Raw genomic sequence first — 26,977 nt, 5'->3', positions numbered from 1 at the left:
GGGCGGGGCGGTCAGATCTTGTGGTTGCCGCCGGCGTCCTTGACGCCCGCGGGACGGCAGTAGCCGAACTTCGGCGGGCTGCCCTTGCCACCGGACAGGACCTTGACCTGCTTGGAGGCGTTGAGGCGGTAACCGTTGTTCTTCAGCACGTTGCCCTTGCCGCACTTCTCATTGCCGTACGGCGGGAGCTTGGCCCACTCGCTGAACAGCGCGTACTTGCCCGAGTGGGTCATCTTGTTGTTGTCGACGGTGTTGTAGTTGCTGGCGTCGCGGACGCGCACCGGGTCGCCGGAGATGTAGGAGAACGTGTTCTTCGTGATACGGACATGGGACGTCCGGACCAGGTAGACGCCGTGCATGTTCCCGGCGTTGCTGAGCTTGGTGAACGTGTTCCCGGAGATCGTGATGCCGGTGGAGTCCTGGATGTGGACGCCCGCGTACCCCTTGGAACCGTGCAGGTTCTTGAAGGTGTTCCCGGAGATGGTGATGTTCCGGGAGCTCTTGATGAAGATGCCGTTCTGGGCGTTCGCGAACGTCTTGCCGCTGATCTTCTTGCCGCTCTGGTTGTAGAGGCAGATCCTGTAGACGCCCTTCTGGGCGCCCTTGCACGCGTACGTCGCGGCGTCGGCGACGCCGGGAACGGCGAGGAGCGCGCCGCCGGTGAGGGCGGCGGCGGTCACGGGCAGGAGGAGTCGGCGCATCAGGTCCGTCCTGTGATCGGGTGTGAGACGCGGGTGATCCTACGGAGATCAACAACGCCGATGTTGTCCGAAACCGGCCGACGCGCTCCGGTCCGCCCGAAACTCCGCCACATGGTCCGGATGGAGGGCGGACCGGGAGGTGTTACAGCTCGATGAGCTCGAAGGTCACCGCGTGGGTCACGCCGGCCTGCTCGCCCATCGTGGCCGTCATGTGGGTGAGGAAGCCGGTCGGGTCGAAATCCTGGCTGAGGCCGTTGAAGTAGACCTGGTGCGCGGTCAGGGAGGCGATGCCCGCCTCCAGATGGCCGGTCACGTCGACGTAGTGTTCAGCGTTCGGGGAACCGGCGAACAGGGCGAAGCGCACGCCTTGCCACGCCTCCTCGGCCAGATCGCGGAAGACCCATCGGTTGGCGGCGTCGCGGACCGCGTCGGCCACCGCCAGGCCCAGTGACCGGTGGTCGGCCATGTTGAAGCCCTGCCCGGCCCCCCAGGTCTCCCGGAAGTTGAGCGAGACGACCACCTCGGGCCGGTGGCGCCTGATCGCCTGGGCGATCAGGCGGCGCAGCGGCAGCCCGTACTCCAGCATCCCGTCCGGCTGGTCGAGGAACTCCACCGTCGAGACACCGACCGCCTCGGCGGCGGCGATCTGCTCGGCGGTGCGGATCCGCATGACTTCGGCCGGTTCCATCGAGTCGATGCCCGCCTCGCCCCGGGTGGCCAGCACCTGGACGACCGACTTCCCGGCCGCCGTCCACTTGGCCACGGCCGTGGACGCGCCGTACTCCAGATCGTCGGGGTGCGCGACGATCGTCATCGCGCGCTGCCAGTCCTCCGCAACCGGACGCATGATCACAGCGTAGTCCGGCCGTTCCGGCCCGCAGCTCGGGGCCCCGTCGCACGTCGTTCCTGCGGGCCGTGTGTCGGGACTTGGGCGTTAGGCCGGGTTCGCGTCGAGTTTGGCGGCCACGGCGTCGAGGACCCATTCAAGACCGGTCGCGAAGGACTCCTCGGCGTCCACGTCCCTGCCGTCGTATATGGCCTTGCTCAGCGTGGGGAAGCGGCCCGTGGCCAGCATCTTCGTCAGATGCGGGCCGGATGCCCGCTGAAAGTCGTGCTTGGACAGGCCCGTGTCGCGCTCGGCGCGGAGGTTCGCGATCTCGCGGCTGATCGCGCCGTTGAAGTAGGCGCCGACGGTCTCCACGGCGCGCAGGACGGTGTCGATGTCGGCGAGGCCGTCGAGGGCGGCCAGCGTGGCCTCGTTCAGGGCGAGGGCGTTCGGCCCCAGGGTCGGACGGCCGCCGAGCAGGTCGGTGAGCCACTCGTGGCGAAGGGCGGCCTGCCTGGTGCGGTGGGCGCGGACGCGCAGCGCCTCCCGCCAGTCGCCGGGCGGCTCCTCCGGGAGGATCTCTCCGAGGACCTCGTCCACCATGAGGTCGAACAGTTCCTTCTTGGTGGAGACGTATCCGTACAGCCGCATCGGGCCGACGTCCAGCCGGGCGGCGACCTTGCGCAACGACACCGCCTCGAGGCCGCCCTCGTCGGCCAGCGCGGCGGCGGCGGCGACGATCCGCTCCCGGTCGAGTGGCGCGGGGCGCGTCGGCGGTTCCGGCCGATCCCACACAGTCATGGATACATCGTACTGTTGCGATACAGCGTATTAGGAAAATACAGTGTATCGACATGAGACACCGTATAGCCGTAGTCGGGGGCGGTCCCGGCGGCCTGACCCTCGCTCGTGTTCTGCACCGACGGGGTCATTCCGTCACCGTCCTCGAACGCGAGCCCGGACCTGACGCCCGACCCCCGGGCGGCACTCTGGACCTGCAGGAGAAGATGGGCCAGCTCGCGTTGGAGAAGGCGGGTCTGGCGGCGGAGTTCCGGGCGCTGTCCCGTCCCGAGGGGCAGGCGATGCGCATCCTCGGCCCGGACGGGACCGTCCTTCGCGACTGGCGGCCCAGTCCAGACGACCTGGCCAATCCCGAGATCGACCGCGGGCAGCTCCGTGACCTGTTGCTCGGCCCTCTGGACGTCCAGTGGGGGCGCGGCGTGACCGAGGTGGTGCCGCAGGCCCGGGACGGCGCGCTGGTCCGTTTCGCGGACGGACGCCAGGAGACGTTCGACCTCGTGATCGGCGCGGACGGCGCCTGGTCCCGGGTCCGCCCGGCGGTCTCGTCCGCGACGCCGCGCTACACCGGCGTCACCTCGGTCGAGACCTCCCTGGACGACGTCGACACCCGCCACCCCGACCTCGCCCGCCTGGTCGGCGACGGGTCGCTGGCGGTGTACGGCGTGAACCGCTCGGTCGTCGCCCAGCGCAACAGCGGCGGTCACGTCAAGGTGTACGCCAAGTTCCGCGCGCCGCTGGACTGGCACGCGGACGCGAGCATGGACGACGTCGAGGCCGTCCGGTCAGCCCTGTTGGCCCTGTTCGACGGCTGGGCCGCTCCCGTCCTCGACCTTCTCGGGCATGGCACCGCCTTCGTCCACCGTCCGCTTTACGTTCTGCCCGTGTCCCACACCTGGACCCACGTTCCCGGGGTGACGCTGCTGGGCGACGCCGCTCACCTCATGCCCCCGCTGGGGGCGGGCGCGAACCTCGCGATGCTGGAAGGCGCTGAACTCGCCGAGTCCATCGCCGACGCGTCCGGCCTCGGAGAGCTGGACGAGGCCGTCCGCGCCTTCGAGGAACAGATGTGGGCACGGGCCGGCAGGTGGGCGGCGTTGACGGCGGAAGGTCTGGAACGCCTCGTGAGCGCGGACCCCGCCGAAGCACTCGCCCAGTGGGACGAAGTCCAGCCGTCCTGACGGCCGGACTCGAATCGGCGCGGCATCTCCGTTTCCGGGACGGCGGGACACTGCCCAAGCCGCGGGTGTCACGAATCCTGGTTCCTGGGGATCAGAGCGAGGACGCGCGTTCCGTCGCCGGGGGAGCTCGTCACGGTGAGTTCGCCGCCGAGCTCGGCCAGCCGGTCGCGCATGCCGTCGAGGCCGAAGCCACTGGAGCCCGCGACCGCGAAGCCGCGGCCGTCGTCGGTGATCTCCAGCTCGATGCCGTGCCGCTCCTGGGCGAGGACGAGGCCGACCGTCGTGGCGGCGGCGTGCTTGCGGACGTTGGCCAGCGACTCCTGGGTGCAGCGCAGCAGGGCGATCCTGGCCTGCTGGTCGCACTCGACGTCGGACAGGTCGGCGGTGGCGGTCAGCCCGGTGTCCTCGACGAAGCGGTCGAGCGTCCGCCGCAGGGCCTGGGCGACCGAGCCCTGCACGGCGCGCGGGGCCGAGCCGACCAGGGCGCGCGCCTCCGCGAGGTTCTCGCGGGCGGTGCGTTCGATGGAGAGCAGTTGCCGGGAGCTCTCGCCGGCGGCCGGGCCGAGGCCGGATCGCGCGGCCTCGGCCAGGACGATGATGGAGGCGAAGCCCTGCGCGAGCGTGTCGTGGATCTCCCGTGCGAGACGCTCGCGTTCCTGTGCGGCGCCCTCACGGCGGTGGGCCTCGAGCAGCCGCCGCTGGGTCTCCTCCAGCTCCGCGGCGAGGACGCGGGCGCGCTCGTCGCTCTGCCGGATGTACCAGTGCATCAGCAGGCCGACCAGGACTCCCGCGACGTACCCGATGCAGGTGAAGACGGCATTGCCGTCGGAGATGTCCGCGCTGACGGCTCCGCCGAGGAGGGTGAGCACGGCGGCGGCCCCGCTCAGCGTGATCGCGCGCCGGGGCCGTCCGCCGAGGATCCAGAACTGGGGGAGGGAGATGATGAACATCGCCGCACCCCCCTTGAGCAGGTACGACTGCGCGCCCAGGCCCAGCGCGAGGACGACGAGGAAGACCTGCGGGCGCAGGACGGGGTTGCCGGGCCACCGCCTGAGGACCGCGTAGCAGAGCCCGAGCACGGCGAGCAGCGCCAACGCGCTGTGCTTCGTCGCCGCCGGAGGGCCGTCCACCAGGACGGCGATGGCCGGGGGGACCAGGCCGAAGACCAGCCACAGGACCGAGTACCAGCGGTGGAGTCTGCGCAGCTGGTACCGGTCGCTGGGCTGCCATGCCGGAATCATGCCGGTCAGCTTATGTTCGCCAGTGGACGGCCGGTGTCAGCGCCGGTCTGCGCCCGGCGCATGCCTCGGGACGGCCACCAGTTGGCGTCGCCGAGCAGCAGCATGAGCGACGGCAGGATCACCACGCGGATGACGAACGCGTCCAGCAGCACGGCCGCCGCCAGGCTGAACCCCATCTGCTTCATCTCCATGATGTGCAGCGGGACGAAGCTGGCGAAGACCGTCACCATCACGAAGGCCGCGCTGGTCACGACCCCGGCCGAGCCGCCGATGCCGGTGAGGACGGCCTGCCGGGTGGGCACGCCGCGCGCGGCGGCCTCCCGGATCCGGCTGATCACGAACACCTGGTAGTCCATCGACAGGCCGAACAGGATCACGAACAGCAGCAGCGGGACGCGCGAACCGATCGAGCCGGTGGAGTGGAAGGCGAGCAGCCCTTCCGCCCACCCGCCCTGGAAGACCAGCACGAGCAGGCCGAGCGACGCGCCCGCCGACAGAAGGTTGAGCAGCATGCCGACCAGGCCGAGGACCACCGAGCGGAACGCCCAGACCGTCATCGCGAAGGTCGCCAGCAGGAGGGCCCCGATGATGAGGGGAAGCCGCCGCTTCTGGTGCTCGGGGTAGTCGGCGAAGCGGGCCACGTCCCCGGTCACCGCGGCCTCGACACCGGTCAGCCTGCCGACGGTCTCCGGCACGTGGATCTCGCGGAGCTTCCTGAGGGACCGCTGGGCCGCCCTGTCGCTCACGTAGTGCGGCACGGCCAGCTCCAGCACGCTGACCCGGCCGTCCGGAGACGTGCGCAGTTTCGCCGTGCCGGCCGTGTCCGGGTCGGGCTTCGCCCGCCGCGCGAGGTCGCGGAGCGCGGCGACCGCCTCCTTCTCGTGACCGGCGTCGGCGCGGACGACGACCTGGTTCATGGCCTTCAGCTGGGGGAACGCGGTGTTGAGCCGGTCGAAGGTCTGCATCTCGGGGAGGGACCGGGGATAGGTCTCCGGACCCATGTCGGTCAGGTTGAGGTTGAGGGCGGGAGCGGCCAGGGCGAGCATGGCGACCAGCCCGGCGAGCAGCGTGACGGCGGGACGCCTGCCGGTGGCCCGCAGAAGGGCGGAGGTGAGCGGTCCGGCGCCGGAGGTCGTCCGCCGCGTCCAGATCGTCCTGCCGCGGCGGGCAGCGCGCCCGCTCCGGCGTGCCCTGCGGCGCTCCGCCCGGGCACCGAGCTTGGCCAGCAGCGCCGGCAGGACGGTCATCGAGCTGATCACGGCGACCAGGGTGACGAGGACCGCGGCCGTGGCGATGGAGGAGAAGATGACGTCGTCGGCCAGGTACAGCGTCGCGCTGGACACCATGACCGCGAGCCCGGAGACCACGACGGCCCGTCCCGAGGTGGCCGCCGCCAGCTCCACCACGGCCTGCGGACTCAGGCGCCCGTCCGACCGGGTCCGCTCCTCACGCTCGCGCTTCAGGTAGAAGAGCGTGTAGTCGACGCCGACCGCCATGCCGATCAGCAGGATGATGTTGACGCTGACCCCGCTGTCGGGGAAGACGTGCGAGGCCACCAGGGAGAGCCCGACGGACGCGACGATCGAGGAGATCGCCAGCAGCAGCGGCACCAGCGCCGTCGCGAGCGAGGCGAACACCACCAGCATGGTGACCAGGGTGATCGGCAGCGAGACCATCTCGGTCTTCGAAAGGTCGCGGTCGCGCAGCCCGTCGACGGCCTTGCCGATGGACGGGTTGCCGGTCTCCTCGATCCGGAGGTCTGGATGGGCGGCCTGTGCCTGTTCGGTCTGGGCACGCAGCGGTGCGAGGCGGCTCTCGGCCTCGAGCTCCGGTCCCCGCAACACCACGTCCACCCGAACCGCCGACCCGTCGGCCGCCCGGACCGGCGCCGAGACCGAGTACACGTCGGGCAGCGCCCTCATCCGCCGGACGACGTCCGACGCGGCGGCCGTCGCGGCCGCCGCGTCCAGCGGTCCGGAGCCGGGCCGCGCGGAGACGAGCACCCGTTCCACGGCCCGCTGCTGGAGACCGCCCTCGGCCGCCAGCGCCTCCGCCCGTCCCGCCTCTCCGATGCGGAAGTCCTCGGACTTGGCGGAGTTGCCGCCGACCGCCATGCCGATGCCGAGGCACAGCGCCACGAACAGGAACCATCCGACGATCGCCCGCCACGGATGCCAGGCGCTCCAGCGGGCCACACGTACAGGAAAATCGAGCATGTGGACAATGCTGATCGCGCGGCGCCCGCCCCCGACAGCCTCGACCGGTGGAACCTCGCGTCCACCGATCGGTGGACACGGCCGTTCGAGACGAACGGAGGGCGGGCTCGGTTTCCTCAGGCGAGCAGCAGGGCGAGCGAGAGGGTGAGCAGGAAGGAGTCGAGCCTGTCGAGCAGGCCGCCCGCGCCCGCCAGCCAGGAGGCCGAGTCCTTGGTCCCGGCGCCCCGCTTGACCATCGACTCCAGCAGGTCCCCCAACGGGGCGCCGACCGCCACCGCGACGGCCCAGGGGAGGGTGAGCGCGCCCAGTGCGGCCAGCGTCCCCAGTCCCGCGACGGCCCCGGCCAGCAGGCCGCTCCAGTGCTTGGCCGGTGACAACGGGGACAGGACCGGCCCGCCCAGCAGCCGGCCGCCGAACGACGCGGTGATGTCGGCGACCGACACCGCGGCGAACAACGCCAGGACCACCGGGCCGAGCAGGACCGCACCGGCCAGCGGCGCGAACCAGACCACCCCCAGCACACCGAAGCACAACCTGGAAAGCCCGCCGCTCGCGTCACCGGCCAGGACCGGCACCAGAGCGACGACCAGGACGGCGACGGCGAGCAGCCGAGGCAACTGGGCCGGAGCCAGCCAGGCCGCCGTGGGCGCCACCGGCACGGCGACGGCCAGCACCGCGCGATCCAGCCGAGGGAGACGGACGAGCGCGCCGTACTCAAGGACGCACACCAGCCCTACCGAAGCGGCGAGGACGGCCGCACCCACGGGGCCCAGGTAGAGGGCGCCGACCACGACGGGCACGCCCACCGCCCAGGCGCACCACCGCAGCACGTACTCGCGCCGCCGGGAGAGCCCGACCGCGACGCCACCGGCGAGCAGCGCACCGGCGAGGTAGGGGACCAGGCCGCCGACCCCGGTCACGCCCCGCCACGCGGGACGTTCAGCGCCTCGGCGACCGTGGCCGCGATGCGGGCGTTGGCGGCGGCGTCACGGACGGCGATCCGCACCGTCCTGCCCTCGAACGCCGGGGACATGGGCGACAGGTCCCGCAGGAACACGCCTCGCCGTCGGCACTGATCGACGAGCCGGGCCGCTCCGATGCCGTCCTGCGGCAGGGTGAGCAGGACGAAGTTCGCCACCGACTCGCTGACCTGTGAATTCCCGCTGGCCCCGGTGAGCATGGAGGCGAGCTCGGCGCGCAGCACCGCGGTCTGCGCCCAACGATCGGCGTAGTACGCCGGGTCGCGCAACGCGTTCACCGCGGCGATCTGGGCGGGCAGGCTCACCGGCCACGGCGGGGTCCACCGCCGCACCTCCGCCGCGAGCGGCGGCGGCGCGGTGAGGTAGGCCGCCCGCAGGCCCGACAGGGCGTACATCTTCGACAGCGAGGTGCAGATGACGACGTTGTCGGCCGCCGCCGCGTACGACGCCAGCGACTGGTCCGCGCCGACGTAGCCCACATAGGTCTCGTCGATCCAGAGCCGGGTTTCGCTGGGCGCGCCCGCCAGTACTCGCCGCAGCTCGGCGGCGTCGAGATGCACTCCGGTCGGATTGTTGGGATTGACGATGACCACCAGGTCGTAACGGTTCCGCAGGGCGTCGGCCAGACGCTCCGGGTCGATCCGCCAGCCTTCCCGGCGGCTCAACGGGAACCTGTCGACGCGACAGCCGACCACGCGCTCGACCACGTGCGCGTACTCGCCGTAACAGGGGTCGATCAGCAGCACGCGGCTGGAGGCGTCCAGCCAGCCCCGGAACGCGCGGAAGATCAGGTCGGAGGAGCCCGCGCCCACGGCGAGGGTGTTCGCGGGGACGCCCCGGCGAAGCGCGATCTCCTCCACGAGGCCCTCGGCCTGCACCGGGGGAGAGGTCCGCGCGATCCAGTCCAGCCCGCCGGTCAGGGCCGCCACCGCGGCGGGAGTGGGCGGGAACCAGGCGTCGAGCACGTCGGCGGGCACCACGTCGCGATGCGCGTCCAGGGTGTCGAACGACCGTCCCAACGCCTCGATGGAGGCGCCGCCGTGCGCGCAGGACTCGTCCTCGGGCAGGAAGGGGACCTCGAGTCCCCAGCGCACCGTCCGCCGCAGGTCACGCAGGAGCGGTCCGTACCGTCGCAGAGTCTGCCCGACGAGCCCCGCCACGTCGCCGGTCATCAACTGGAAATCGACGGCCCCCGAGCGCACCGCCGTGCCCGTGGACGCGAGCCCCAGCGAAAGGTACATCGACAGCAACTCGACCCGGCCCATCGCCACGATGCGCCTGCCCCCGTGCGCCATCACCCAGCGAAGCGCCGCGAACATCAGCAGCTTGCCGATCATCTCGCCCCGCCGGTCCGGTGCGACGGCCAGGATGCGGATCTCGAACAGCCCGTCCTCGCGCAACGCCGGATGCTCGTCCCGCCGCACGTACTTGTCGATCGAATAGCGGCCCGCCCAGGGCGGCGTCACGCTGATGAACCCGGCCGGTTCGCCCTGGCGGACGGCCACGATGTAGACGTTGCTCCCGTCGAGCTCATCGGTGAGCATCCCGGTGGCGTTGGGGGAGTGCTGGCCGAGTTCCCGCGCGTACACCTCGTGGCGAAGGCGGCGGATCCACTCGTGGTCCTCCTCCGTCGACAGGCGGAGTTCCAAGCCGTCGACGACCGTCGTGACTGGTGGTTCGACGACGGGCGTTCCCGGAATCAGCTGGTCATTACTCATGTTCATCACCTCTTCCGCCACTCTGGAGGGGCCGTCACGCGCACGCCTGAGTACCCGTACTCACCTGCCCTGGAGCCCGTACTCAGCTTCACCGTCGAAGCCTTGGAGCCCGCTATCGCGCGTCGCGCAGCTTGAGGATGTATGCGGCGGTCAGGGCGACGGCCTGGTCTTCGTCATGCGACAGGTCTGTGAGGGCACGGGACGCCGTGGTTCCCGGGATGTCCGCGAGGGCTTGTGTCAGGCGTCGGCGTGCGGACGATTCGCTCGCGTCTCGGGTGAGGCCGTCCACGAGGCTGGTGGCGATCCGGTCCGCCAGCGCGGGGTCGCTCGCGAGCGCGCCCAGTGCGTCGGCCGCGTCGGTGTCGTTCGTGCCCTCGATGATCATTTCGACGAGGGTGGGGATCGCGTCGGCGACCCCGCGTGTCCCGAGTGCCAGGGCCGCGTAGCCGCGGACGACGGTGTCGTGACTGGTGAGGGCGTCGTGCAGCAGCGCGGTCGCCTCATCGTCCGGGATTTCGGCGATGGCCTGGACGGCGCGTTTCCGCACCTCGGCGACCGGTGAGTGGAGGCCGTCCGCCAGGCGTGGCAATCCGCGATCACCCGACTGCGCCAGGGCCCATCGGAGGGCCCCGGCGACGTTCGGGTCCGATTCGTCCAGTGCCGCCTCGGCCAGGGCGTCCACCGGGACCGGAACCTCGTCGACCGAGGACAGGGCCGCCTGCTGGCGCTTCCCCGCGCTCTGCGACCCCAGGTCCTGGAGGAGCGCGACCATCTGCAGGACGTCCTGCCAGTCGGCGGGTTCGGCGGCGTCGATCCGGCGAAGCCGCGTGAGCAGTTCGGTCTCCCGCGCGAGGCGTTCCCGCGTCTGGCGGATGAGATCGTCGACGAGCAGCGACGGCCTGAAACCGGGATCGTCCAGTGCGAGCCCGACCTCACGCAGCGACAACCCCAGCGACCGCAGGCTCTCGATATGGAAGATCCGCCGGATGTCCTCACCGGAGTACTCCCGATAGCCCGCCCCGGTACGACCCGTCGGCCGGACCAGGCCGAGCGACTCGTAATGCCGGAGCATGCGGGCGCTGACCCCGGACCGTCGCGCCACGTCACCGATCAACACCGTCTACGCCTCCTCCTGGCCGATCGTGCCGAGGGCCACCAGGCGCTTCGCCTCCTCGATCGCGAAGTCGAACCCGACCTTCGGGTCGTGGAACAGCCGCTCGGTGACGATCGCGTGCTGACGCACCCGAGCGTCGGCATGCGTCATCGCGGCGCGCAGGATCGGAAGGATCAGCTCACCGAGCGCGATCAGCGCCCGGCTCAGGCTCAGCTGCGTGTCACGCTCACCGCGCCCCAGCTGCGTCGCCAGCACTCCGGCCAGCTCGGCCCGTTCCCCTTCGGGCGCCAGGCCGGCCGCCGTCCGCCACGCGGCCCGCGCCACCTCGTCGTCGGCGTCGGTCAGGAGCGCCCGGGTGATCGCGGGCCAGGCCCGCGGGTCCCCGATCTTCGACAACGTGTGCAACGCCTGGCTCCGCGCCTGGGCGGTCTCCGAACCCAGCTCATCGATGAGCCTGGGTACCGTCTCCGCAGGTGAGTGGCAGGTGAGCGCCCACGTCAGCATGTCCCGCACGAAGAACTCGGGCTCGACCGCGCACCGCGCGATGAGCTTGTCGACGAACTGCGGGTCAGGCGCCGTCCCGACCGCCATCGCGGCCCGCAACCGCACCGACGAACTGCTGTTCTCCAACGCCTGAAGCGCCCGTGTCACGTGCGTGTCCTCCAGCGGCATGGCCATCGGGACCACCTCCTCGAACACCAGTGAAGACCTTGTCACAGTGTCAAGGTCAAGCCCGGGGGGCAGACCGGTGCGGCCGGCACCGGAGCGGGCCGCTGAGCCCCGGTACTGGAGCGGGTCAGGAGATGCCCAGGTCCGCCAGCACCTCGGCGGCCGCGGCCTGGCGGCGACGTAGGCGCCGACCATCGCCAGGTCGGCCTGCGCCAGGTTCACCACCCGGCTCGCCGCGAAGATCACCGCGAGTCCCAGCGTGAGCAGCCCGTAGAGGCCGAACTGGGCGACGACCGCCAGCAGCACGTCCACGGTGACCTCCTTCACACGTCGATGGAAGGAGCCTCTGGTACGGGCCGCCGGTGAGCTGGTACAACAGCGCACACCGGTGGTACCGGGGCGCACGACGAGGGAGCTTCTGACGCCGGTCGAGATTCGGGACGACGGCGCGCTGGTGTTCGGCTATCTCGACACCGGCTCGGAGCGGGCACGGGCCTTCGACACCGTGCGGGTGCACGCCAGCGACCCCTACGAGGCGGAGATCCGGCCCTACCGGCTGGGGCCCAGCAACGCCTGCGACTTCCGCGGCGCGCACCGGGCGTCCGGGTGCAGCCGCGGCCGGGCCGTGACGCCGGCGGCATGCTCGGCCTGCTGCTGGACGGCGGCGGCACGCTGGAACAGGACGGGCGGTCCGCGCGGCTCGGCCCGGGAGGCCTGGTGCTCTACACCAACGCGCGGCCCTTCCTGCTGGAGCTCAGCGGCCCGTACTGGTACTTCGTGGTCAACCTGGTCGTCCGGCCACCCCGGGCCGCCACCGCCGACGCGCGGCTGGGCGACTCGGCGGCCGGACGGGTGCTGGCCGCGGCGCTCGGCGAGCTGGCGGACCACGCGTCCGCCCTCGGCCCGCTGTCCCGCCAATCGATGGGCGGGCACATCAACGACATGGTCGACACGCTGCTACGGGACGCGCGGACGACGCCGGAACCGACCGGTACCGCGCTGCTGGACCGGGTCATCGAGCACATCGACGCCCGGCTCGCCGACGCGCTCACCCCGGCGTCGATCGCCGCCGCGCACCACATCTCCGTCCGCTACCTGTACGTGCTGTTCCAGCGGCAGGGCCTCACGGTCGGGGAGCATGTCCGCAGGCGGCGGCTGGAGCACATCCGGCGCGAGCCGGCCGACCCCGCGCTGGCCGACCTGCCCGCCTACGCCATCGCGGCGCGCTGGCACATCGGCGACGCCAGCCACCTCACCAAGCTGTTCCGCGCGCGGTACGGCCTGTCCCCCCAGGAGTTCCGCACGAACGCGCTCGCGCCCCATCACCGGGGCCTGGACGCGGGCCCCCGCGAACGATCCTGATCGACACGAACGAGCGCGCGCTGCTGAGCCCACCTGGCCGCGCCGCCTGCGCGATGGTCGTGGCGACGACGTCCGGCACGGCGGCGACAGCGCGTTCGCCATCAGCGGTCCCATCACCAGCCGGAGCAGCACGAACAGCACCAGCTGCGCCACCGTCCTCACCACCGCGAACACCGGCAGCTGCCGCCGCGCCGTGTCTGGGTGTCAATGCCTCTCCGAACCACCAGCTCGTCCTGGTGGGGACTGGTCAGGAAAAGTCTGTCCAACCATAACTAAGCCATTCTTGGTCACGGATGAATATGGGCAGTGCGTAAAGGTCGGTTTCTTCCGGAACGGACAGGATGAGATCTTCTTCTCCAGGTTGGGCCAGCGGGGCCAGAAGGGGTGGCAGCGCTGCGAGGACGGCGTCCAGGTCGAAGGTGAACGTCCCTGACGTGTGGTGCTTGTCGTATTCGAACAGTTCGGCTGCCGCGATCTTTCGGATTTCGGTCAGCGACCGGACGACTCCGTCGAGGCAGGGGGTGCGGATCAGCGGGTTCAGGTCGTAGGCGTGTGTGAGCGTTCCATGCTGAGCCACCCAGAGACACACCTGCTCGCCGAATCCCCCGTTTCGATGGTTCTCGTACTGGTCCGCCAGCGCGGCGCGGAGCTCTGCCGGGTCGGACGCCAGGTAGCCCACGTCGAAGCAGTTCGGCGTCTCCTCGTAGAGGAATTCGAGGAGGTAGTAACTACGGACCAGGTATTCGTCGTCAGCCGACTCCGTCGCCGAATACTCACGCTCGTGGGGCTCGTTAATCGTCGTCTCCTGGAGTGTGTGGTCAAGGCGGAGCAGGACTTCTCACGGGCCGCTGAACCCCTTTGCCCGACATGTGAGATCGATCTTCGTCGGTCAGGAACTCGACCGGCAACCCCTGGAGATCGACAAACGATCCACGAAGGCTCCAGCACACTGGAATCCCAGGTCAATCCACTATCGAACCGGCAGACGGCTTAGCGCACGATCTCAGAGTTGTTCCTCAACCCCCGTGTTCGGCCATCACGTGGTCGGTCGGTGGCGGCGCGCGCCGACCACTGGGCCGCCGTCAAACGCGAGTGGCAGTTGCCCGTCCTCAAGACCAAGCCATGGCACGACCTCACCTGGCAGGAGCTGACCGAGGCGGTCACGCGTTACTCCTCCTCGACGTCCGACCAGGCCACGCGCGGCTGGCTACGGGCGGTCGAGGGCTGGGCGCCCGATCTCCAGGCGTTGTCCCCCGCGTTGGAGGACGCGGGGAACCCCTGTCGTCGCCGAGCTCACCCCGGACGAGTTCCGGCGGCATCCCGACGCGCATCGCGTCGAGATCAGCACGGCGGCGCTCAGCCCGTCCGGACGGTACCTCGCGGTGGGCGACTTCGGCGGCGAGGAGGGCGAGCCGGACGAGACCGTCCGCCTCACCTACAACGGCCGACCGGACCCGTTCGCGTTCGCGCCCGACGGGCAGCGCGCCTACGCCCTGGGACGAGGACTCCGACACCGGCGGCTCGATCGTGACGCTCGCGACCGAGCAGACCAGAACCGTCCCGGTGGTCGACGACGAGGCCAGGGAGGCGCGGTACGACGAAGAGGAGGAGGAGTACGAGAACTTCGTCCTCGAATGGCCCTCCTGGTCGCGGGACGGGAAGCGCGTCTACGGCACCACGAGCGACGGCCGGATCTGCACGATCGACGTCGCCTCGGGAGAACTCGCGTGGGACGTCGAGGGCGACGAGGATTCGTCGTCGCCGTCCGCCGTCTGGAGCGGGGACGAGTCCGTCCTGGCCTTCCACCGCGCGGAGGAGCTGGTCATCGCGGACGCGGCGACCGGCCAGGACATCGCCACCCTTCCGAAGTTCGGCGACGCCCCTTCCAGAACGTCCACCTGTCGTGGGGCACGCACCTCGCCGTCATCGGCTACCCCGGGCACGACGTCGACCATCCGCGCGTCGGGATCGTGGACCGGAGCGGACGTCACCTCCACGACATCAACGTGGCCGTCCGGCAGCCGAATCACGAGCTGGTGCTCCAGACCTGGGCCTGGGCGCCGGACGGCGACCGCGCGGCCTGCCTCACCGCCGACGGGCGGATCGAGGTCTGGGCGGTCGGCGACGAACGCGCCGAGCGGCTGCGCACGTTCGACGCCCCGCAGAAGGCGACCGGCCTGCACTGGGGCGCCGACGACATGCTGGTCGTGCTGGGCGGAACCGTGCTGCGCTTTCCGCACGCGGAGACCGGTGAGATCACCGGCGACTTCACACTGCTGTGGCAGCCCACCGCGCCCCGCCCTCTGCTCCTGGACGGCAAGGACCTCGGCGGGGACATGTGGGACGAGCCCAACCCCACATTCGCGCTCGACGCCCAGACGTGGGCGGTCGCCTTCCCCCAGGGCGTCGTGATCGCCCCTCCGGGACGGGAGGACGACCTGAGCGCGGCACTCGCCTGGTCAGTCGACCGCCGCCACGCCTGGCCCACCCACTGGGGCCCTTTGGACGTCTTCCCCGACGCGCCCACGGCGGAGGCGCAGGTCCAGGACGACGAGGTGGGCGAGCTCCTCGACCCGTTCCACGGCCGTCCCACGGTGTCCGGGGCGTCCGAGGAGTGGCCGCCTCCCGGCTCGGTCACCCTGGACGACCTGTTCCGGTCCTTTCTCGAAGCGGCGCAGCACACGCGGCGCTCGGCGACCAGGAACGCGCCGACCAGTGGTTCGAGCGTGCGCGCGAGGCACTGGCGGAACAGCAAGGCTCGTGGGATCACCGGCTGCCGATCGTCCGGACCCTTCTGGACTGCGGGAGTTCGCCGACCGCAACAACCTGTCGACCGACGAACCAGAGGCCCTCACGGACGAGGACCTCGCGCGCAGGTACGCGGAGACCGCTCAGATCGCTCCCGCCAAGCGGAAGGTCCCGACCTCCGGCCTGCTCGTCCTCGCGGCCGAGCAGCAGCGGCTCGACGTGGTGTCGGTTCTCCTTCCGAAGCTGCCGATGCCGCTGGCGGGCGGCATGTCCTCAGACGACCGTCCGTACGCGGCGTTCAGGGCGCTGCGCATCATCACGACGGGAATCGACCACGAGACCTGGTGACGTCCGGACCACGCGGAACGGTCAGGTCGGTGCGGCTTCGCGGTCGGTGCGGCTTCGCGGTCAGGAGGACTCCATCGGGGCGGGCTTGATGACCGCGAAGGTGCCGCCCTGCGGGTCCTGAACGACGGCCATCCGGCCCGCCACCATGTCGTGTGGCGGCTTGAGGACCATGCCGCCCGCGCGAGACAGGGCACTGACCGTGGCGTCGGTGTCCTCGGCCGCGAAGTACGTCAGCCAGTGCGAGGGCACCCCGGGTGGCAGGCCGATGAGGCTGTCAAGGGACTGCATTCCCCCGACCGTCCGGCCCGCCACGTTGAGCGCGAAGTAGCCCTCCGCCTCCTTCATGGGCTCGACGTCGATGCCGAGCGCGGCGGCGCAGAATGCCTTGGCGGCGGTCGTGTCGCTGGTGTTGAGCTCGCTCCAGATGACCGCGCCCGGCTCGTTGACGATGCCCGCACCGTGGAAGTCCTTCGCCTGCCAGAGGCCGAAGAGCGCGCCGGTCGGGCCGCTCACGACGGCCATCCGGCCGAGCGTCATCACGTCCGTGGCGGGCACCATCACCTGCCCGCCGTTGTCGGTGACCGCCCGCTGGGTGGCGTCGACGTCGGCGGTCGCGAGGTAGGTGGTCCACGCCACCGGTGGCATCGGGTCGGGCTTGCTGCCGTCCGGGTTCATCGCGGCCATGATCCCCGCGACCGGTTTGCCTCGCAGGGTGCAGACCGCGTAGCCCCCGGTCTCGGACGGCCCGACCTCGCCCTCCCAGCCAAACAGGCTGCAGTAGAAGTCAAGGGCCGCCTGCTGGTCGGGGACCATCAGATCGACCCAGCACGGAGTGCCGGACGGGTACGGACCGTTGAATTCGGGCATGATTCAGCCTCCACAAGGTTCCCGAATGCCTTCTGAAGGGGTTATACCGGCACCCGATTCACTCAAACGCCGCCGCGTCCGGCCCATCTTTTATTGCCCAATTCGCGAATCAGCGCATATTTGATTTTTGGAAGACGTTCAGGCCGAGTGACAGCGCTCCCTCCCTCGCTCGCGTCGTCGTGGGGAGGTCGTCCGCCGATGACGCCGCTGGTGTGGCCCGGGTGGGCGGCGGTGAGCAGGTGCTGGGAACGCACTGGGGAGCCCGTCCGCCATTCTCCGGCCCGAACCCGCGGGACTGGCGGCACTCAGGTCACCGGTGGATCGTCCGATCTTGAGCGTTCGCGCGGCCTCGGTCACCGACACCCCCTCGCCCACCAAGCGCCGCAGCGCGGTCAACTCGGCCGGACCGAGCACGCGAGGCCGGCCAATGCGCTTCTGGCCGGGAAGCATCCGGCCCCCGGCTTCACGGCGCTGAGCTCGGTGGCCTGCCGGACGAGCCACTGGGCCCTTGGTCGAAACCAGTACATACCCGACGAGCACGCCGGTGAGGGGCGCGGGTCCGGCGCCGAGGTCGTCGGGGAGCACCGTCACGCCTCGGACGGCCATCCGCGATGACCCCGGGCGGGTCCGGCACGCTCGCGCACTTCAACATCGTTCGCGTGGTGGTCCTAGGGTGTGGGGATGGAGCTGTGGGGGGCGCGCTTTTACGGGGACCCGTGTCGGGAATGTGGGTTCGACTGGTCGTTGAGCCCCGGCGACGCGGTGGCGCTGGTGCGGGACGTGCCCGCGCGGTATGGACGGCTCGTGGAAGGGCGGCGGGGCGACGAGCGGCATCCGGACCTCGCCTGGAACGTGGCCGCCTATGTCAGCCACGTCACCGACAACCTGCGCAACTGGGCCGAACGCCTCGTCGGTGCGCGCCTGACCGATGTGCGTGCCGTGCCCGGGTACGACCCGGATCTTCTCGCGCGCGCCCGTGGCTACAACGAGATCTCGCTGGCAGGGGCGTTGTGGTCGCTGCGCGGGGCGGCGGAGGCTTGGGCGGAGTCGGTGTCCCTGGCCTTGGAGGACGGGACCGTTCTCGAACACGCCGGGCGCGGTCCCCAGCGCGCCGAGGACGTCGCTCGCAACAACGCGCACGACGCTGTGCACCATGCCTGGGATATCCAACGCATTCTGAGCTGTTGACGGGATGGGTTTCGGGCGGTGGCTCGGTCCGACGGTGGCGTGACTTTTCGTTCCCCTGCTGGTCTGGGGCGCGCTGAAGGCGGTCGGGGTGGATAGGTGAACTCCGCTTGCGCGCCACCATCCCTGGACGCCGCCGGGCGGTCACGTACCGTTGCCGGTTCCCCGAAGAGAGCGCGATCGGCGAGATGTCCCAGGACTGCCGTTCAGTCCTTGCTGGGTACGGGGCGGCGGGCGCTGCGCGCTGCTGTTGCGCTGGGGACGGCCTTGGCGGGCGGGGTTCGGTGGATGACTGCGTGGGCGGCTTCCGCTGTCACGAGGGCGAGCGCGATGAACGCCGCGCCGACGGCGCCGAGCCAGTGGGCGCCGAAATATGCCATCCCAGCCTGTCCGACCAGGGGAGCGGCGGAGACGCCGACGTAGACCGTGGCCGAGGCGAGACCGGTGAGCAGGGGTGCGGCCGTCGGCAGGGCGGCGATGAGGCGATGGGTCTGGGGAGCCAGGAGGCCCCATCCGCAGACGCCCCAGACGAGGAGTGCCACGACGGTGGAGGGCAGGTGCGCGCTCGTCCAGGGAAGCAGCGCGAAGTCGGTCGCGGCCAGGACGATCGCGGTGTTGATGACGCGACGGCCGCCGAAGCGGTCGGTCAGGCCGCCTGATGCGAGGGTCCCGGCGGTGGCGGCCAGGCCCCACACGAACAGGAGGGCGGCGAGGGTGGTGCCGCTGCCGCCGGTGGCACGGTCGAGGCTTTCGCCGATGAAGGAGTAGACGGTGTACAGGCCGGTGTAGGCGAGGAGCGTGGTGAGCAGGGTCAGGACGATGCGCCGGTCGGCCGGCGGCGCGACGCGCGCTCAGCGGGACCGCCGGGGGGACGGGGATCGCGGGCAGGAACAGCGCGATGCCCGCGGCGGCGAGCACGCCGAGCGCGGAGACGAACAGCATGGTGGCGCGCCAGTCGCCGGTGAGGCTGCCGATCGCCGTTCCGATGGGCGCGCCGAGCGCGGTCGCGGCGCTGAGGCCGGTCATGACGGTCGCGATGGCCCGGCCGCGACGTTCCGGTGGCGCGAGCGCGGTGGCCGCGGCGACGGCGGCGGAGGGTGGGCCTCAGGTGACCGTCTCCCTGAGGACGTCGGCGACGGTGACCGTGGCCAGTTCGTCCTTCATCGACTCCTCCGCGCGGTCGTACGCCTTCCGCAGGACGGGCGGGATGCCGCGGCCGACCGGGCATTCCTGGTTGGGCGTCGCGGGGTGCGGCGCGATGAGCGGGTCGGGTTCGACGGCCAGGTAGACGTCCTTCAGTGTGATCGCCTCCGGCGCGCGGGCCAGCGTCCAGCCCGCACCCTGGCCGCGACGCGAGACGACCAGGCCCGCGTCACGCAGGCCGCCGAGGATGCGGCGGATGACGACGGGGTTGGTGTTGACGCTGGCGGCGATCTGGTCGGACGTCACGATGCCCTCGGGCCGCCTGGGGCAGACCAGTGCCATCCATGTCAGCGTGTGCGTGGCCACGGTCATGCGACTGTTCGCACTCATGGAACCTCCCATCACCCGAAACGGACGGACGCCGCCCTGTCGCAACTGATTCTGTTACGACACGTACGTCCGTGTCCAGCCCGCGAGCGGGACGGGACGGGACGCACCGTTCGGTTCGTCAGGCGGCTTGTGTCTGGCGCATCGTCGGAGTGGCGGTCCTAGGGTGAGCGCTCCGCTTCCGGGGTGTCGTGGTCAGGAGCATGATCGCGATGTGGGCATCCGGGCCCATCCCTGACGAGGAGAGCGGTGAACGCGCGATGAAGGCGGTGCGGTTCCACGAGTACGGCGGCATCGACGTCCTGCGGGTGGACGAGGTGGAGCGTCCGGCGCCCGGGCCCGGGCAGGTGCTGGTCGAGGTGCGCGCGGCCGGGATCCAGCCCGGTGAGGTGATGATCCGCGAGGGCGCGCGGCACGGGCGCTGGCCGGCGTCGTTCCCGTCCGGGCAGGGCAGCGACCTGGCGGGCGTCGTGGTGGAGACCGGTCCGCAGGTGCGCGGCTTCGCGGAGGGCGATGAGGTCCTCGGCTTCACCCATGGCCGGGCGAGCCATGCGGAGTACGTCGTGGCGGACGATGTGAACCTGACGCCGCGGCCGGAAGTGCTGTCGTGGGACGTGGCCGGGTCGCTGTACGTGGCGGGCACGACCGCGTACGCCTCGGTGTTCGCGGTCGATCCCGGGCCGGACGACACCGTCGTGGTGTCCGGCGCGGCGGGCGGTGTCGGGTCCCTCGCGGTGCAGCTCGCGCGGCGGCGCGGCGCCACGGTCATCGGGCTGGCCGGTAAGGCGAACCACGCCTGGCTGGAGGCTCGCGGCGTCGTCCCCGTCCAGTACGGGGACGGTGTCGCCGAACGGATCCGCGAAGCCTGTGACGGGAAGATCCACGCGTTCATCGACACCTTCGGTGACGGCTATGTGGACCTGGCGGTGAAGTTGGGCGTCCGTCCCGAGCGGATCAACACGATCCGCGACTGGGATGCCGCGGCCAGGGTCGGCGCGCGGACCTTCGGAGAGGGCTCGGCGGCGTGCGCGGTGGTGGTCGGCGAGTTGGCCCGGCTCGCCGCGCGGGGAGAGGTCGAGGTGCCGATCGCCCGCGCCTACCCGCTGGAGCAGGTGCGTGAGGCGTTCCGTGAGCTGGAGCGACGGCACACCCACGGCAAGATCGTGCTTCATCCTTAGCCCGGGCGGGCGCCGCCCGAGGTCAGGGCGGGCCGAGAACCTGGGGGGCGGTCAGTGCGCGGGCGGTGTCGGCGAAGTACTCCTCGGATCCCTGTTCCGACAGGCCGAGGATGACGCCCTGGCTCAGTCCTGCCATGAGCGCGCGCAACGCGGTGGCCAGCCGTTGCGCCTGCCGCGGCGACACGGCGTCCCCCTGATGTGATCGTCCGGCGAACAGTTCGGTCAGGCGCTGCTCGTGCGCCTGGATGGACGCGGCGAGCTTGGCCCGGAGGTCGGGATCCCGCAGCGCCGCGTCCTGGAGGCTGGTCTCGAACGACAGGTGCCGCAGCGCGTCGGGGTCGTCGCAGATGCGCCGGTAGTAGCGGGCGAAGGCGTTGACGGCCGCCCGCAGGTCCAGGTCGGCCGGGACGGCCTGCTCGATCCCGTCGTAGTGCGGGCCGAGGTGATCGGTGACCAGGGCGATGAGCAGGCCGTTCTTGCTGCCGAACAGCGAGTAGACGGCGCCGGTGGTCAGGTCGGCCTGCTCGGCGATGTCCTCGAGCCTGGCGCGGTGGCCGTCCCTGGCGACGATCCCGCGGGCCGCGTCCAGCAGGGCGCGGCGGTTGCGTTCCTTGGTCTCCGCCCTTGTCATTCTCATAATCTCATTATTACAGTAACCGGATTATGAAACTAGAGCAGTACATGGGCCGGGTGCCCAGCCGGACGGCCTTCCCGTCCGTGGACGACCTGAACGCCGAGCTGGACGCGCTGGTTGCCGCCCATCCCGACCTCGTCCAGGTGAGGCGGATCGGGACGTCACGGCTGGGCGAGCCGCTGCGCGCGCTGACCGTCGGCGACGGCCCGGCGGACGCGGTGGTCATCGGCGGACCGCATCCCAACGAACCGGTCGGCTTCCTCACCGTCGTCGCGCTGCTCGACCTGTTGTGCCAGGACGCCGGGCTGCGCGCGGAACTGGGATACCGCTGGCACTTCATCGCCTGCGTGGACCCGGACGGCGCGCGGCTCAACGAGGGCTGGTTCGGCAGGCCCGGCGACCGTCGCGCCTACGCCGGGCACTTCTACCGTCCGGACCTGGCAGACCAGGTCGAGTGGACGTTCCCGCTGTCCGTCGGCGACTACCACTTCGATCGCCCGCTGCCGGAGACGGCGGCGCTGATGCGGCTCATGGACGAGGTCGAGCCGTCCCTGGTCTGCTCCCTGCACAACGGCGAGCACCAGGGCGCGTTCTTCTACCTCAACCGCGACGACGCGACGCTCGCCCGGCAGCTGGCCGACCTTCCTGGACTCGAGGGCCTGCCGCTGCATCACGGCGAGCCGGAACTGCCCGGTTCCCGGACGATCGCCCCGGCCGTCTACGCGACGCTCGGCGGAGCACAGATCGGCGCGGCGTTCGGTGCGGGCGCGAGCAGCGCCGACTACGCCGCGCGGTTCGGCGCGCTGCACCTGGTGACCGAGGTGCCGATGTGGGCGGACGCGCGGGTGTCCGACGAGACCGACACCGGCGCCGGATACCAGCGGGTCGTCGCGGCCGCGGCGGCCGACCGGCGGGAACTGATCGATCTCCTGGGGGCCGGACTGGCGGCCGTCACGGACGACCTGACCGTGGCCTCGCCGTTCCGGCGCTCCACCGAGGCCACGCTGCGGACCCTCCGCACCCTCACCGAGCGGGCCGAATCGCTTCCCGGCCCTGACCGGCCCGCCACGGTCGCCGAGCAGTTCGACCAGCGGCAGGCGGTGCACCTGTTCCGGCTTCGCCTGCTCGGGACCTTCCTGCGCATGCTCGACGCCGAGATCGCCGCGGGCAACCCGACCCCGGCCATCCGCGGCCAACGCCGACTGCTCGCCGAGCGCTTCGACCGCTGGATCGCCGAGGCTGAAGCCGAAGGCCCGGATTCGGCGATCGACATCCGCAGGTTGGTGGCGGTGCAGCTCGGTGCCGTCCTGCTCGCCGCAGGCCGCGCGGTCGCGGCTCCCACGCCAGGGACGGCTTGAGCCCTACTCGGTCGCTGGTCAGCGGCCGGTTGTGCCGTCCATGAGTTCGCGGAGGATGTCGGCGTGGCCCGCGTGACGGCCGGTCTCCTCGATCATGTGGGTCAGCGCCCAGCGGACGCTGGGGGCGGGACGGCCCGGGCGTGGTCGCGGGAGCGGCGCGCTGAGGTCGGCGCAGCCGTCGAGAACCTCGTTCGCGTGCCGGACGGCTTCTCGGTAGCGGGTCACGACGTCGGTCGCGCTGTCTGTGGGCGCGGCCTGGAAGGTGCCCTGCCAGTCGGTGACGGCGTCGCCGAGGAAGATCGAGCGTTCGACGAACGTCAGGTGGTTGAGCAGGCCGAGCAGGTTCGTCCCGGACGGGACCACGGCTGTTCGCGCCTGGGGTTCGGGGGCGTCCTCGACCTTCGCGGCGATCGACGTTCGGAGGTAGTCGAGGAAGCCGCGCAGGGTCTCGGCCTCGGTGCCTCCGGTCCGGGGCGGCGGGGTGTCGGCGCGGCGCGGCGTGCTGGGCATGGTGGTCTCCCTCCTGGTCAGGCGGTGCGGCGGATGAGCAGGACGTGGTCGGTGACCTCGGCCGTGCGTCCGGCCGGTCCGGTCGCGATCCGGCGGGGTGTGTCGGCTCGTTCGACCGTCCAGGACGCCGGGTCCAGGCCGATGGCCGCGGCGACCTCGTAGGGGCGCGGGTACCGGATGTCGGGGTCCTGGTTCCACGACCAGGGCGCGGCCGAGCCGTGGTCGACGACCAGGAGCCGTCCGTCCGGGCGCAGCGCGTGCGCGGCGGTGCGCAGGACGGCCGACCTGTCCAGGTCGAAGGGGGTGTGCAGGTAGTGGGCGCAGATCAGGTCGAACTCGCCCTGCGGGAAGGACGCGCGCAGGTCGTGCCGCTCGGCGGTGACCCGGTCGCCGAGGCCGTGTGAGCGTGCGAGGGCGGTGAGCCGGTCGACCGCGACGGCCGAGATGTCGGCGGCGGTGACCTGCCAGCCCTGGCGGGCGAGGAACAGCGCGTCGCCGCCGGTGCCGCATCCGAGGTCAAGTGCGTCACCGGGCGGCAGGTTCGTGACGGTCTCGGTGAGGCGGACGTTCGGAGGCGGGCCGTCGGATATCGGACGGCCCGCGTAGACGCCGTCCCAGAAGGTCACCGGATCGGTGGTGCTCATCGTGGGCTCCTCTGTCGGGAAGAGCCCAGTTTCGCCAGCACGCCGCGATCCGGCACGAAATCTTGCCGTTCCAGCAAGAAGGTCTCAGCCCGGCGACTGCGGTGAGGGATTGACCTGCGCACGCGGCGGCCACTTCGGGCCGCCGCGTGCTGGCCGGGTCAGGCGTCGGGAGCGGGTGTCTCCTCCGCGCGGGGGAAGAAGGGCAGCTCGATGTGGACGCGGTCGGCGGCGGCGGTGATCTTCTCCGCGTCGTCGACCGGCGGGTGGATCGCCTGGTTGATCCGCACCTTGATCTCCTTGCCCTCGGCGCCCCGGGCCATCACCTTCCGGTCCCAGCCCCGGGTGAAGACGCCGCCCGCCTCACCCAGGTCCAGGCAGGTGACGTACGGGCCCGGGGTGAAGTCGCGCAGCGGCACGTGGAGGAGGTCGGCCGCCGCGTTGTGGCCCGCGACCTTGCCGAGCGGGGTGGCGTGCTGGCACGCCTGCATGACCGTGTGCTCTTCGTCGAACGGCGCCGCGGCGGTGTCCCCGGCGACGAACACGTGGGGCAGGGCGCGGAGCCGCCGGTCCACCGGGACCCGGCCGAGGTGGTCGAGCCTGTCGCCGATCTGCCGGGTGAGCTCGCTGGCCCGCATGCCGACCGTCCAGACCACCACGTCCGCGTCGACCTTGGTGCCGTCGGACAGGAGGGCGTAGCCGTCGCCGACCTCGGTCACCGTCGTCACCAGGCGGCGTTCGATGCCCAGTTCGTCCAGCGCCCTCTCGATCTCGCCGCGCGGGCCCGGGCCGAGGGCGTGCGCGACGACCCGCGACCGGTCGACCAGCAGCACGCGGCCGTTGGAGGCCAGCGCGGTCGCGGCCTCCAGGCCGGTGAACCCGGCGCCGACGACCACGGCGGTGAAGTCCTCCCGGCCGCGCAGGTGGTCGGTGAGCCGCCGGGCCGCGTCGAGGGTGTCGATGTCGAAGAGCCGCTCGGCGCCGGGCAGGCCCTGCGGCCGGACGAGCCGGCTGCCGGACGCCAGGACCAGGCGGTCGTAGGCGACCTCCTGACCGTCCGCCACCACCACGCGGCGGGCGGTGTCGATCGTGCTCACCGTCGCCCGCAGGTGCCGGACGCCGATCGGCTCGAGGATCCTGCGCAGCTCCACCTTGGCCAGGTCCGGCTCCGGTTCGTAGAGGCGCGGCCGCAGCACCAGGTGGTCGTTCGGCGCGATGAGCGTGATCCGCAGATCCCGGGCCCCGCCCGCCCGCTCCCGTGCCAGGTCCGCTCCGGCCGCGGCCCACACGCCCGCGAACCCGCCTCCGATGATCACAACGTGCGCCATCGTCGTGTCCCCTTCTCAGCCTGCCGCCCCCGCGGATCGGGGGCGGCAGGGAGACAAGGCGGCGGGTTCAGATGTGACCGAGGTGAGCGAACTTCTCTGGATTGACCAGTCTCCGCAGGGTCGTGATCCGGCCGTCGGCGACCTCCACGGTGTCGAGCCAGACCAGCTCGCCGCCCTGGTAGGTCGCCAGGGCCGGACGTCCGTTCACCTCAATGATCCGGAACGTCTCGGGACGCCTGATCTCGATCTGCCTGACCACCAGCAGGGCGATCGTCCGGGCGCCCAGGACCGGCCTGCGCGCGGCGGTCACCTTGCCGCCGCCGTCGGCGACGTAGACGGCCTCGGGGTTCAGCAGCCTGACCAGCTCGGCCATGTCGCCCGCATCGGCGGCGGCCTTGAACGCCCTGAGGACGCGTTCGGTCTCGGCCCTGGACGCCCGGGGTTGCTTCTCGGCGGCGGCGACCCGCGCCCGCGCGCGGGAGGCGAGCTTGCGGCTCGCGGCATGCGTGCCGCCGAGCACCTCGGCGATCTGCGCGAACGAGAAGCCGAAGACGTCATGCAGCACCAGCGCGACGCGTTCGGCCGGGTTGAGCGTCTCCATCACCACCAGCATCGCGGTGCCGACCATGTCGTCCATGAGCACCTGCGCGGCGGCGTCGGGCCCGGTCAGCAGCGGTTCGGGAAGCCAGGGCCCGACGTACGACTCGCGCCGGACGCGCGCCGACTTCAGCACGTTGTAGGACGCCCGGGCGGCCAGGGTCACCAGCCACGCCCGCAGGTCCCGCACCTCGGACAGGTCGGCGCCGGCGGCGCGCAACCAGACGTCCTGCGTGACGTCCTCGGCCTCGGCGACACTGCCGAGGATCCGGTAGGCCGCCCCGAAGACGGCGGGACGATGCGCGTCCCAGTCGGCCTCCGCCAACGTGCCGGTCGGCTCCATCCGCGGCCCCCAGCCCCTTGAATCGATCCTGCGCCCGGCCATGACGAACCAGGTCACGGCGGCATTTACGATCTTTCCATGGCAACGAGACTGGTGCAGATCAACATGAAGGCGCACGACGCCGCCGCGCTCGGCCGGTTCTGGGCGGAGGCGCTCGGCTGGGACGTCGAGCACGAGGACTACGGCAGCGGCATCACACCGGCCGACTTCGCCTACCCAGACCCCAGCGCCGTCTGCATCGACCTCATCAACCGTCCGGAACCCAAGACGGTCAAGAACCGGGTGCACGTCGACCTCGCCACCACCTCGGCCGCCCACCAGGAGGAACTGGTCGCGCGCCTCGAGGGGCTCGGCGCGACCCACGCCGACGTGGGCCAGGGCGACGTCCCCTGGACGGTCATGGCCGACCCCGAGGGCAACGAGTTCTGCGTCCTGGAACCCCGGGCGGTCTACGGTGACACCGGCCCGATCGCCGCGGTGGTCGTCGACTGCGCCGACCCGCGCGCCATGGCCCGCTTCTGGGGCGAGGCGATGGACTGGACCGTCCACGAGGTCGCCGACGACCACGCCAGCATGCGCTCCTCCAAGGCCGTCGGGCCCTACCTGGAGTTCGTCCGCACCCCCGACCGCAAGACCGTGTGGAACCGCGTCCACCTCGACGTCTGCCCCTACCCCGGCGACGACATGGCGGCGGAGGAGGAGCGCCTGCGCGGCCTGGGCGCCACCGCCCCCGGCATCGACCAGTCCGATCTCCACTGGAGGGTCCTCGTCGACCCCGAGGGCAACGAGTTCTGCCTCCTCACCCCCCGCTGACCACGGGTGGCGAGGGTGATCTTCCAGCGGCTAGGCTTCCGGGCCGAATCGGGTCCAGCGGGAGTCACTCATCAACACCGTCCAGCGTGCG

At 71.3% G+C, this 26,977-nt stretch carries 26 protein-coding genes and 2 pseudogenes; 8 read left to right on the top strand and 20 right to left on the bottom strand.

What is annotated here, in order from left to right; genetic code table 11:
* Positions 1 to 11: 11 nt before the first annotated feature.
* The 3 genes from P696_RS0104005 to P696_RS0103995 all read right to left on the bottom strand — a co-directional run bounded on the left by P696_RS0104005 (position 12) and on the right by P696_RS0103995 (position 2,328).
* The gene (locus P696_RS0104005) at positions 12 to 701 is read right to left on the bottom strand and encodes a right-handed parallel beta-helix repeat-containing protein (protein WP_026411314.1); all 690 of its coding nucleotides are present in this window, start codon (positions 699 to 701) and stop codon (positions 12 to 14) included.
* Positions 702 to 843: 142 nt separating this feature from the next.
* Positions 844 to 1,548 (bottom strand): PIG-L deacetylase family protein, encoded by a 705-nt coding sequence (locus P696_RS0104000; RefSeq protein WP_034483201.1) that lies wholly within the window; start codon positions 1,546 to 1,548, stop codon positions 844 to 846.
* An 87-nt stretch (positions 1,549 to 1,635) separates the two neighbouring features.
* Complete coding sequence (locus P696_RS0103995; protein ID WP_026411312.1) at positions 1,636 to 2,328, bottom strand: TetR/AcrR family transcriptional regulator; 693 nt, start codon at positions 2,326 to 2,328, stop codon at positions 1,636 to 1,638.
* Positions 2,329 to 2,381: 53 nt separating this feature from the next.
* Between P696_RS0103995 and P696_RS0103990 the strand changes: the two genes are divergently transcribed.
* A complete protein-coding gene (locus tag P696_RS0103990) occupies positions 2,382 to 3,506 on the top strand; it encodes an FAD-dependent oxidoreductase (protein WP_026411311.1) in 1,125 nt (374 codons plus the stop codon).
* Between the two features lie 68 nt (positions 3,507 to 3,574).
* On the opposite strand, the gene P696_RS0103985 is transcribed toward P696_RS0103990, so the two are convergent.
* The 6 genes from P696_RS0103985 to P696_RS0103960 all read right to left on the bottom strand — a co-directional run bounded on the left by P696_RS0103985 (position 3,575) and on the right by P696_RS0103960 (position 11,771).
* The gene (locus P696_RS0103985; RefSeq protein ID WP_026411310.1) at positions 3,575 to 4,747 is read right to left on the bottom strand and encodes a sensor histidine kinase; all 1,173 of its coding nucleotides are present in this window, start codon (positions 4,745 to 4,747) and stop codon (positions 3,575 to 3,577) included.
* Between the two features lie 5 nt (positions 4,748 to 4,752).
* Complete coding sequence (locus tag P696_RS0103980; RefSeq protein ID WP_026411309.1) at positions 4,753 to 6,963, bottom strand: MMPL family transporter; 2,211 nt, start codon at positions 6,961 to 6,963, stop codon at positions 4,753 to 4,755.
* 116 nt (positions 6,964 to 7,079) lie between these two features.
* On the bottom strand, positions 7,080 to 7,883 hold the full coding sequence (locus tag P696_RS0103975) for a phosphatidate cytidylyltransferase (RefSeq protein ID WP_026411308.1): 804 nt from the start codon (positions 7,881 to 7,883) through the stop codon (positions 7,080 to 7,082).
* The gene (locus tag P696_RS0103970; protein WP_211245598.1) at positions 7,880 to 9,661 is read right to left on the bottom strand and encodes an aminotransferase class I/II-fold pyridoxal phosphate-dependent enzyme; all 1,782 of its coding nucleotides are present in this window, start codon (positions 9,659 to 9,661) and stop codon (positions 7,880 to 7,882) included. The genes P696_RS0103975 and P696_RS0103970 overlap by 4 nt, the downstream gene beginning before the upstream one ends.
* Positions 9,662 to 9,773: 112 nt before the next feature.
* Positions 9,774 to 10,778: a HEAT repeat domain-containing protein gene (locus P696_RS0103965; RefSeq protein ID WP_026411306.1), complete on the bottom strand. Its 1,005-nt coding sequence runs from the start codon at positions 10,776 to 10,778 to the stop codon at positions 9,774 to 9,776.
* Between the two features lie 3 nt (positions 10,779 to 10,781).
* Positions 10,782 to 11,771 (bottom strand): HEAT repeat domain-containing protein, encoded by a 990-nt coding sequence (locus tag P696_RS0103960; RefSeq protein WP_245627487.1) that lies wholly within the window; start codon positions 11,769 to 11,771, stop codon positions 10,782 to 10,784.
* 132 nt (positions 11,772 to 11,903) lie between these two features.
* On the opposite strand from P696_RS0103960, the pseudogene P696_RS57875 reads away from it, so the two are divergent.
* A pseudogene (locus P696_RS57875) lies at positions 11,904 to 12,392 on the top strand (AraC-like ligand-binding domain-containing protein); the annotation flags it as partial.
* Complete coding sequence (locus tag P696_RS57870; protein WP_342668994.1) at positions 12,366 to 12,806, top strand: helix-turn-helix domain-containing protein; 441 nt, start codon at positions 12,366 to 12,368, stop codon at positions 12,804 to 12,806. The pseudogene P696_RS57875 and the gene P696_RS57870, both read left to right, overlap by 27 nt.
* A gap of 247 nt (positions 12,807 to 13,053) precedes the next feature.
* Here the strand turns inward: P696_RS57870 and P696_RS0103950 are convergent, their stop codons facing one another.
* Both P696_RS0103950 and P696_RS57865 read right to left on the bottom strand, forming a co-directional pair.
* Entirely contained in the window at positions 13,054 to 13,485 is a 432-nt protein-coding gene (locus P696_RS0103950; protein ID WP_026411304.1) for a hypothetical protein, read from the bottom strand.
* Between the two features lie 988 nt (positions 13,486 to 14,473).
* Positions 14,474 to 15,046 (bottom strand): hypothetical protein, encoded by a 573-nt coding sequence (locus P696_RS57865; RefSeq protein WP_026411303.1) that lies wholly within the window; start codon positions 15,044 to 15,046, stop codon positions 14,474 to 14,476.
* Between the two features lie 520 nt (positions 15,047 to 15,566).
* Between P696_RS57865 and P696_RS0103935 the strand changes: the two genes are divergently transcribed.
* Positions 15,567 to 15,902 (top strand): hypothetical protein, encoded by a 336-nt coding sequence (locus P696_RS0103935; RefSeq protein ID WP_026411302.1) that lies wholly within the window; start codon positions 15,567 to 15,569, stop codon positions 15,900 to 15,902.
* Between the two features lie 60 nt (positions 15,903 to 15,962).
* On the opposite strand, the gene P696_RS0103930 is transcribed toward P696_RS0103935, so the two are convergent.
* Positions 15,963 to 16,769, bottom strand: a complete 807-nt coding sequence (locus P696_RS0103930) for a VOC family protein (protein WP_026411301.1) — start codon at positions 16,767 to 16,769, stop codon at positions 15,963 to 15,965.
* A gap of 681 nt (positions 16,770 to 17,450) precedes the next feature.
* Here P696_RS0103930 and P696_RS0103925 point away from each other — a divergent pair.
* Positions 17,451 to 17,957 carry a DinB family protein gene (locus P696_RS0103925; protein ID WP_157429502.1) on the top strand — a complete coding sequence of 169 codons (507 nt, stop codon included), beginning with the start codon at positions 17,451 to 17,453 and terminating at the stop codon, positions 17,955 to 17,957.
* A gap of 203 nt (positions 17,958 to 18,160) precedes the next feature.
* On the opposite strand, the gene P696_RS57860 is transcribed toward P696_RS0103925, so the two are convergent.
* The 3 genes and pseudogenes from P696_RS57860 to P696_RS0103915 form a co-directional block, all read right to left on the bottom strand.
* A complete protein-coding gene (locus tag P696_RS57860) occupies positions 18,161 to 18,763 on the bottom strand; it encodes an MFS transporter (RefSeq protein ID WP_281174912.1) in 603 nt (200 codons plus the stop codon).
* 4 nt (positions 18,764 to 18,767) lie between these two features.
* Positions 18,768 to 19,037 (bottom strand): annotated as a pseudogene (locus tag P696_RS59180) (MFS transporter); the annotation flags it as partial.
* A gap of 21 nt (positions 19,038 to 19,058) precedes the next feature.
* The gene (locus tag P696_RS0103915) at positions 19,059 to 19,487 is read right to left on the bottom strand and encodes an Rrf2 family transcriptional regulator (RefSeq protein ID WP_026411299.1); all 429 of its coding nucleotides are present in this window, start codon (positions 19,485 to 19,487) and stop codon (positions 19,059 to 19,061) included.
* A 209-nt stretch (positions 19,488 to 19,696) separates the two neighbouring features.
* On the opposite strand from P696_RS0103915, the gene P696_RS0103910 reads away from it, so the two are divergent.
* A complete protein-coding gene (locus tag P696_RS0103910) occupies positions 19,697 to 20,662 on the top strand; it encodes an NADP-dependent oxidoreductase (protein ID WP_245627486.1) in 966 nt (321 codons plus the stop codon).
* A 22-nt stretch (positions 20,663 to 20,684) separates the two neighbouring features.
* On the opposite strand, the gene P696_RS0103905 is transcribed toward P696_RS0103910, so the two are convergent.
* Positions 20,685 to 21,299 (bottom strand): TetR/AcrR family transcriptional regulator, encoded by a 615-nt coding sequence (locus P696_RS0103905; RefSeq protein WP_026411297.1) that lies wholly within the window; start codon positions 21,297 to 21,299, stop codon positions 20,685 to 20,687.
* A gap of 26 nt (positions 21,300 to 21,325) precedes the next feature.
* Here P696_RS0103905 and P696_RS0103900 point away from each other — a divergent pair, with 26 nt between their 5' ends.
* Positions 21,326 to 22,654: a M14 family zinc carboxypeptidase gene (locus P696_RS0103900; protein ID WP_026411296.1), complete on the top strand. Its 1,329-nt coding sequence runs from the start codon at positions 21,326 to 21,328 to the stop codon at positions 22,652 to 22,654.
* An 18-nt stretch (positions 22,655 to 22,672) separates the two neighbouring features.
* Here the strand turns inward: P696_RS0103900 and P696_RS0103895 are convergent, their stop codons facing one another.
* From P696_RS0103895 to sigJ, 4 genes are all read right to left on the bottom strand, one after another.
* A complete protein-coding gene (locus P696_RS0103895) occupies positions 22,673 to 23,164 on the bottom strand; it encodes a DinB family protein (protein WP_026411295.1) in 492 nt (163 codons plus the stop codon).
* A gap of 17 nt (positions 23,165 to 23,181) precedes the next feature.
* A complete protein-coding gene (locus tag P696_RS0103890; RefSeq protein ID WP_026411294.1) occupies positions 23,182 to 23,808 on the bottom strand; it encodes an SAM-dependent methyltransferase in 627 nt (208 codons plus the stop codon).
* 158 nt (positions 23,809 to 23,966) lie between these two features.
* Positions 23,967 to 25,133, bottom strand: a complete 1,167-nt coding sequence (locus tag P696_RS43120) for an NAD(P)/FAD-dependent oxidoreductase (RefSeq protein ID WP_034482812.1) — start codon at positions 25,131 to 25,133, stop codon at positions 23,967 to 23,969.
* 67 nt (positions 25,134 to 25,200) lie between these two features.
* Positions 25,201 to 26,073: an RNA polymerase sigma factor SigJ gene (sigJ, locus tag P696_RS0103880; protein ID WP_026411293.1), complete on the bottom strand. Its 873-nt coding sequence runs from the start codon at positions 26,071 to 26,073 to the stop codon at positions 25,201 to 25,203.
* Positions 26,074 to 26,151: 78 nt separating this feature from the next.
* Here sigJ and P696_RS0103875 point away from each other — a divergent pair, with 78 nt between their 5' ends.
* On the top strand, positions 26,152 to 26,886 hold the full coding sequence (locus tag P696_RS0103875) for a VOC family protein (protein ID WP_026411292.1): 735 nt from the start codon (positions 26,152 to 26,154) through the stop codon (positions 26,884 to 26,886).
* Positions 26,887 to 26,977 lie beyond the last annotated feature (91 nt).

The sequence above is a fragment of the Actinomadura oligospora ATCC 43269 genome (assembly GCF_000518265.1).
In the GTDB taxonomy this organism is placed as follows: Bacteria; Actinomycetota; Actinomycetes; order Streptosporangiales; family Streptosporangiaceae; genus Spirillospora; species Spirillospora oligospora.
The sequence above is the reverse complement of the archived record's forward strand: the minus strand, read 5'-3'. Positions and strand labels throughout refer to the sequence as shown.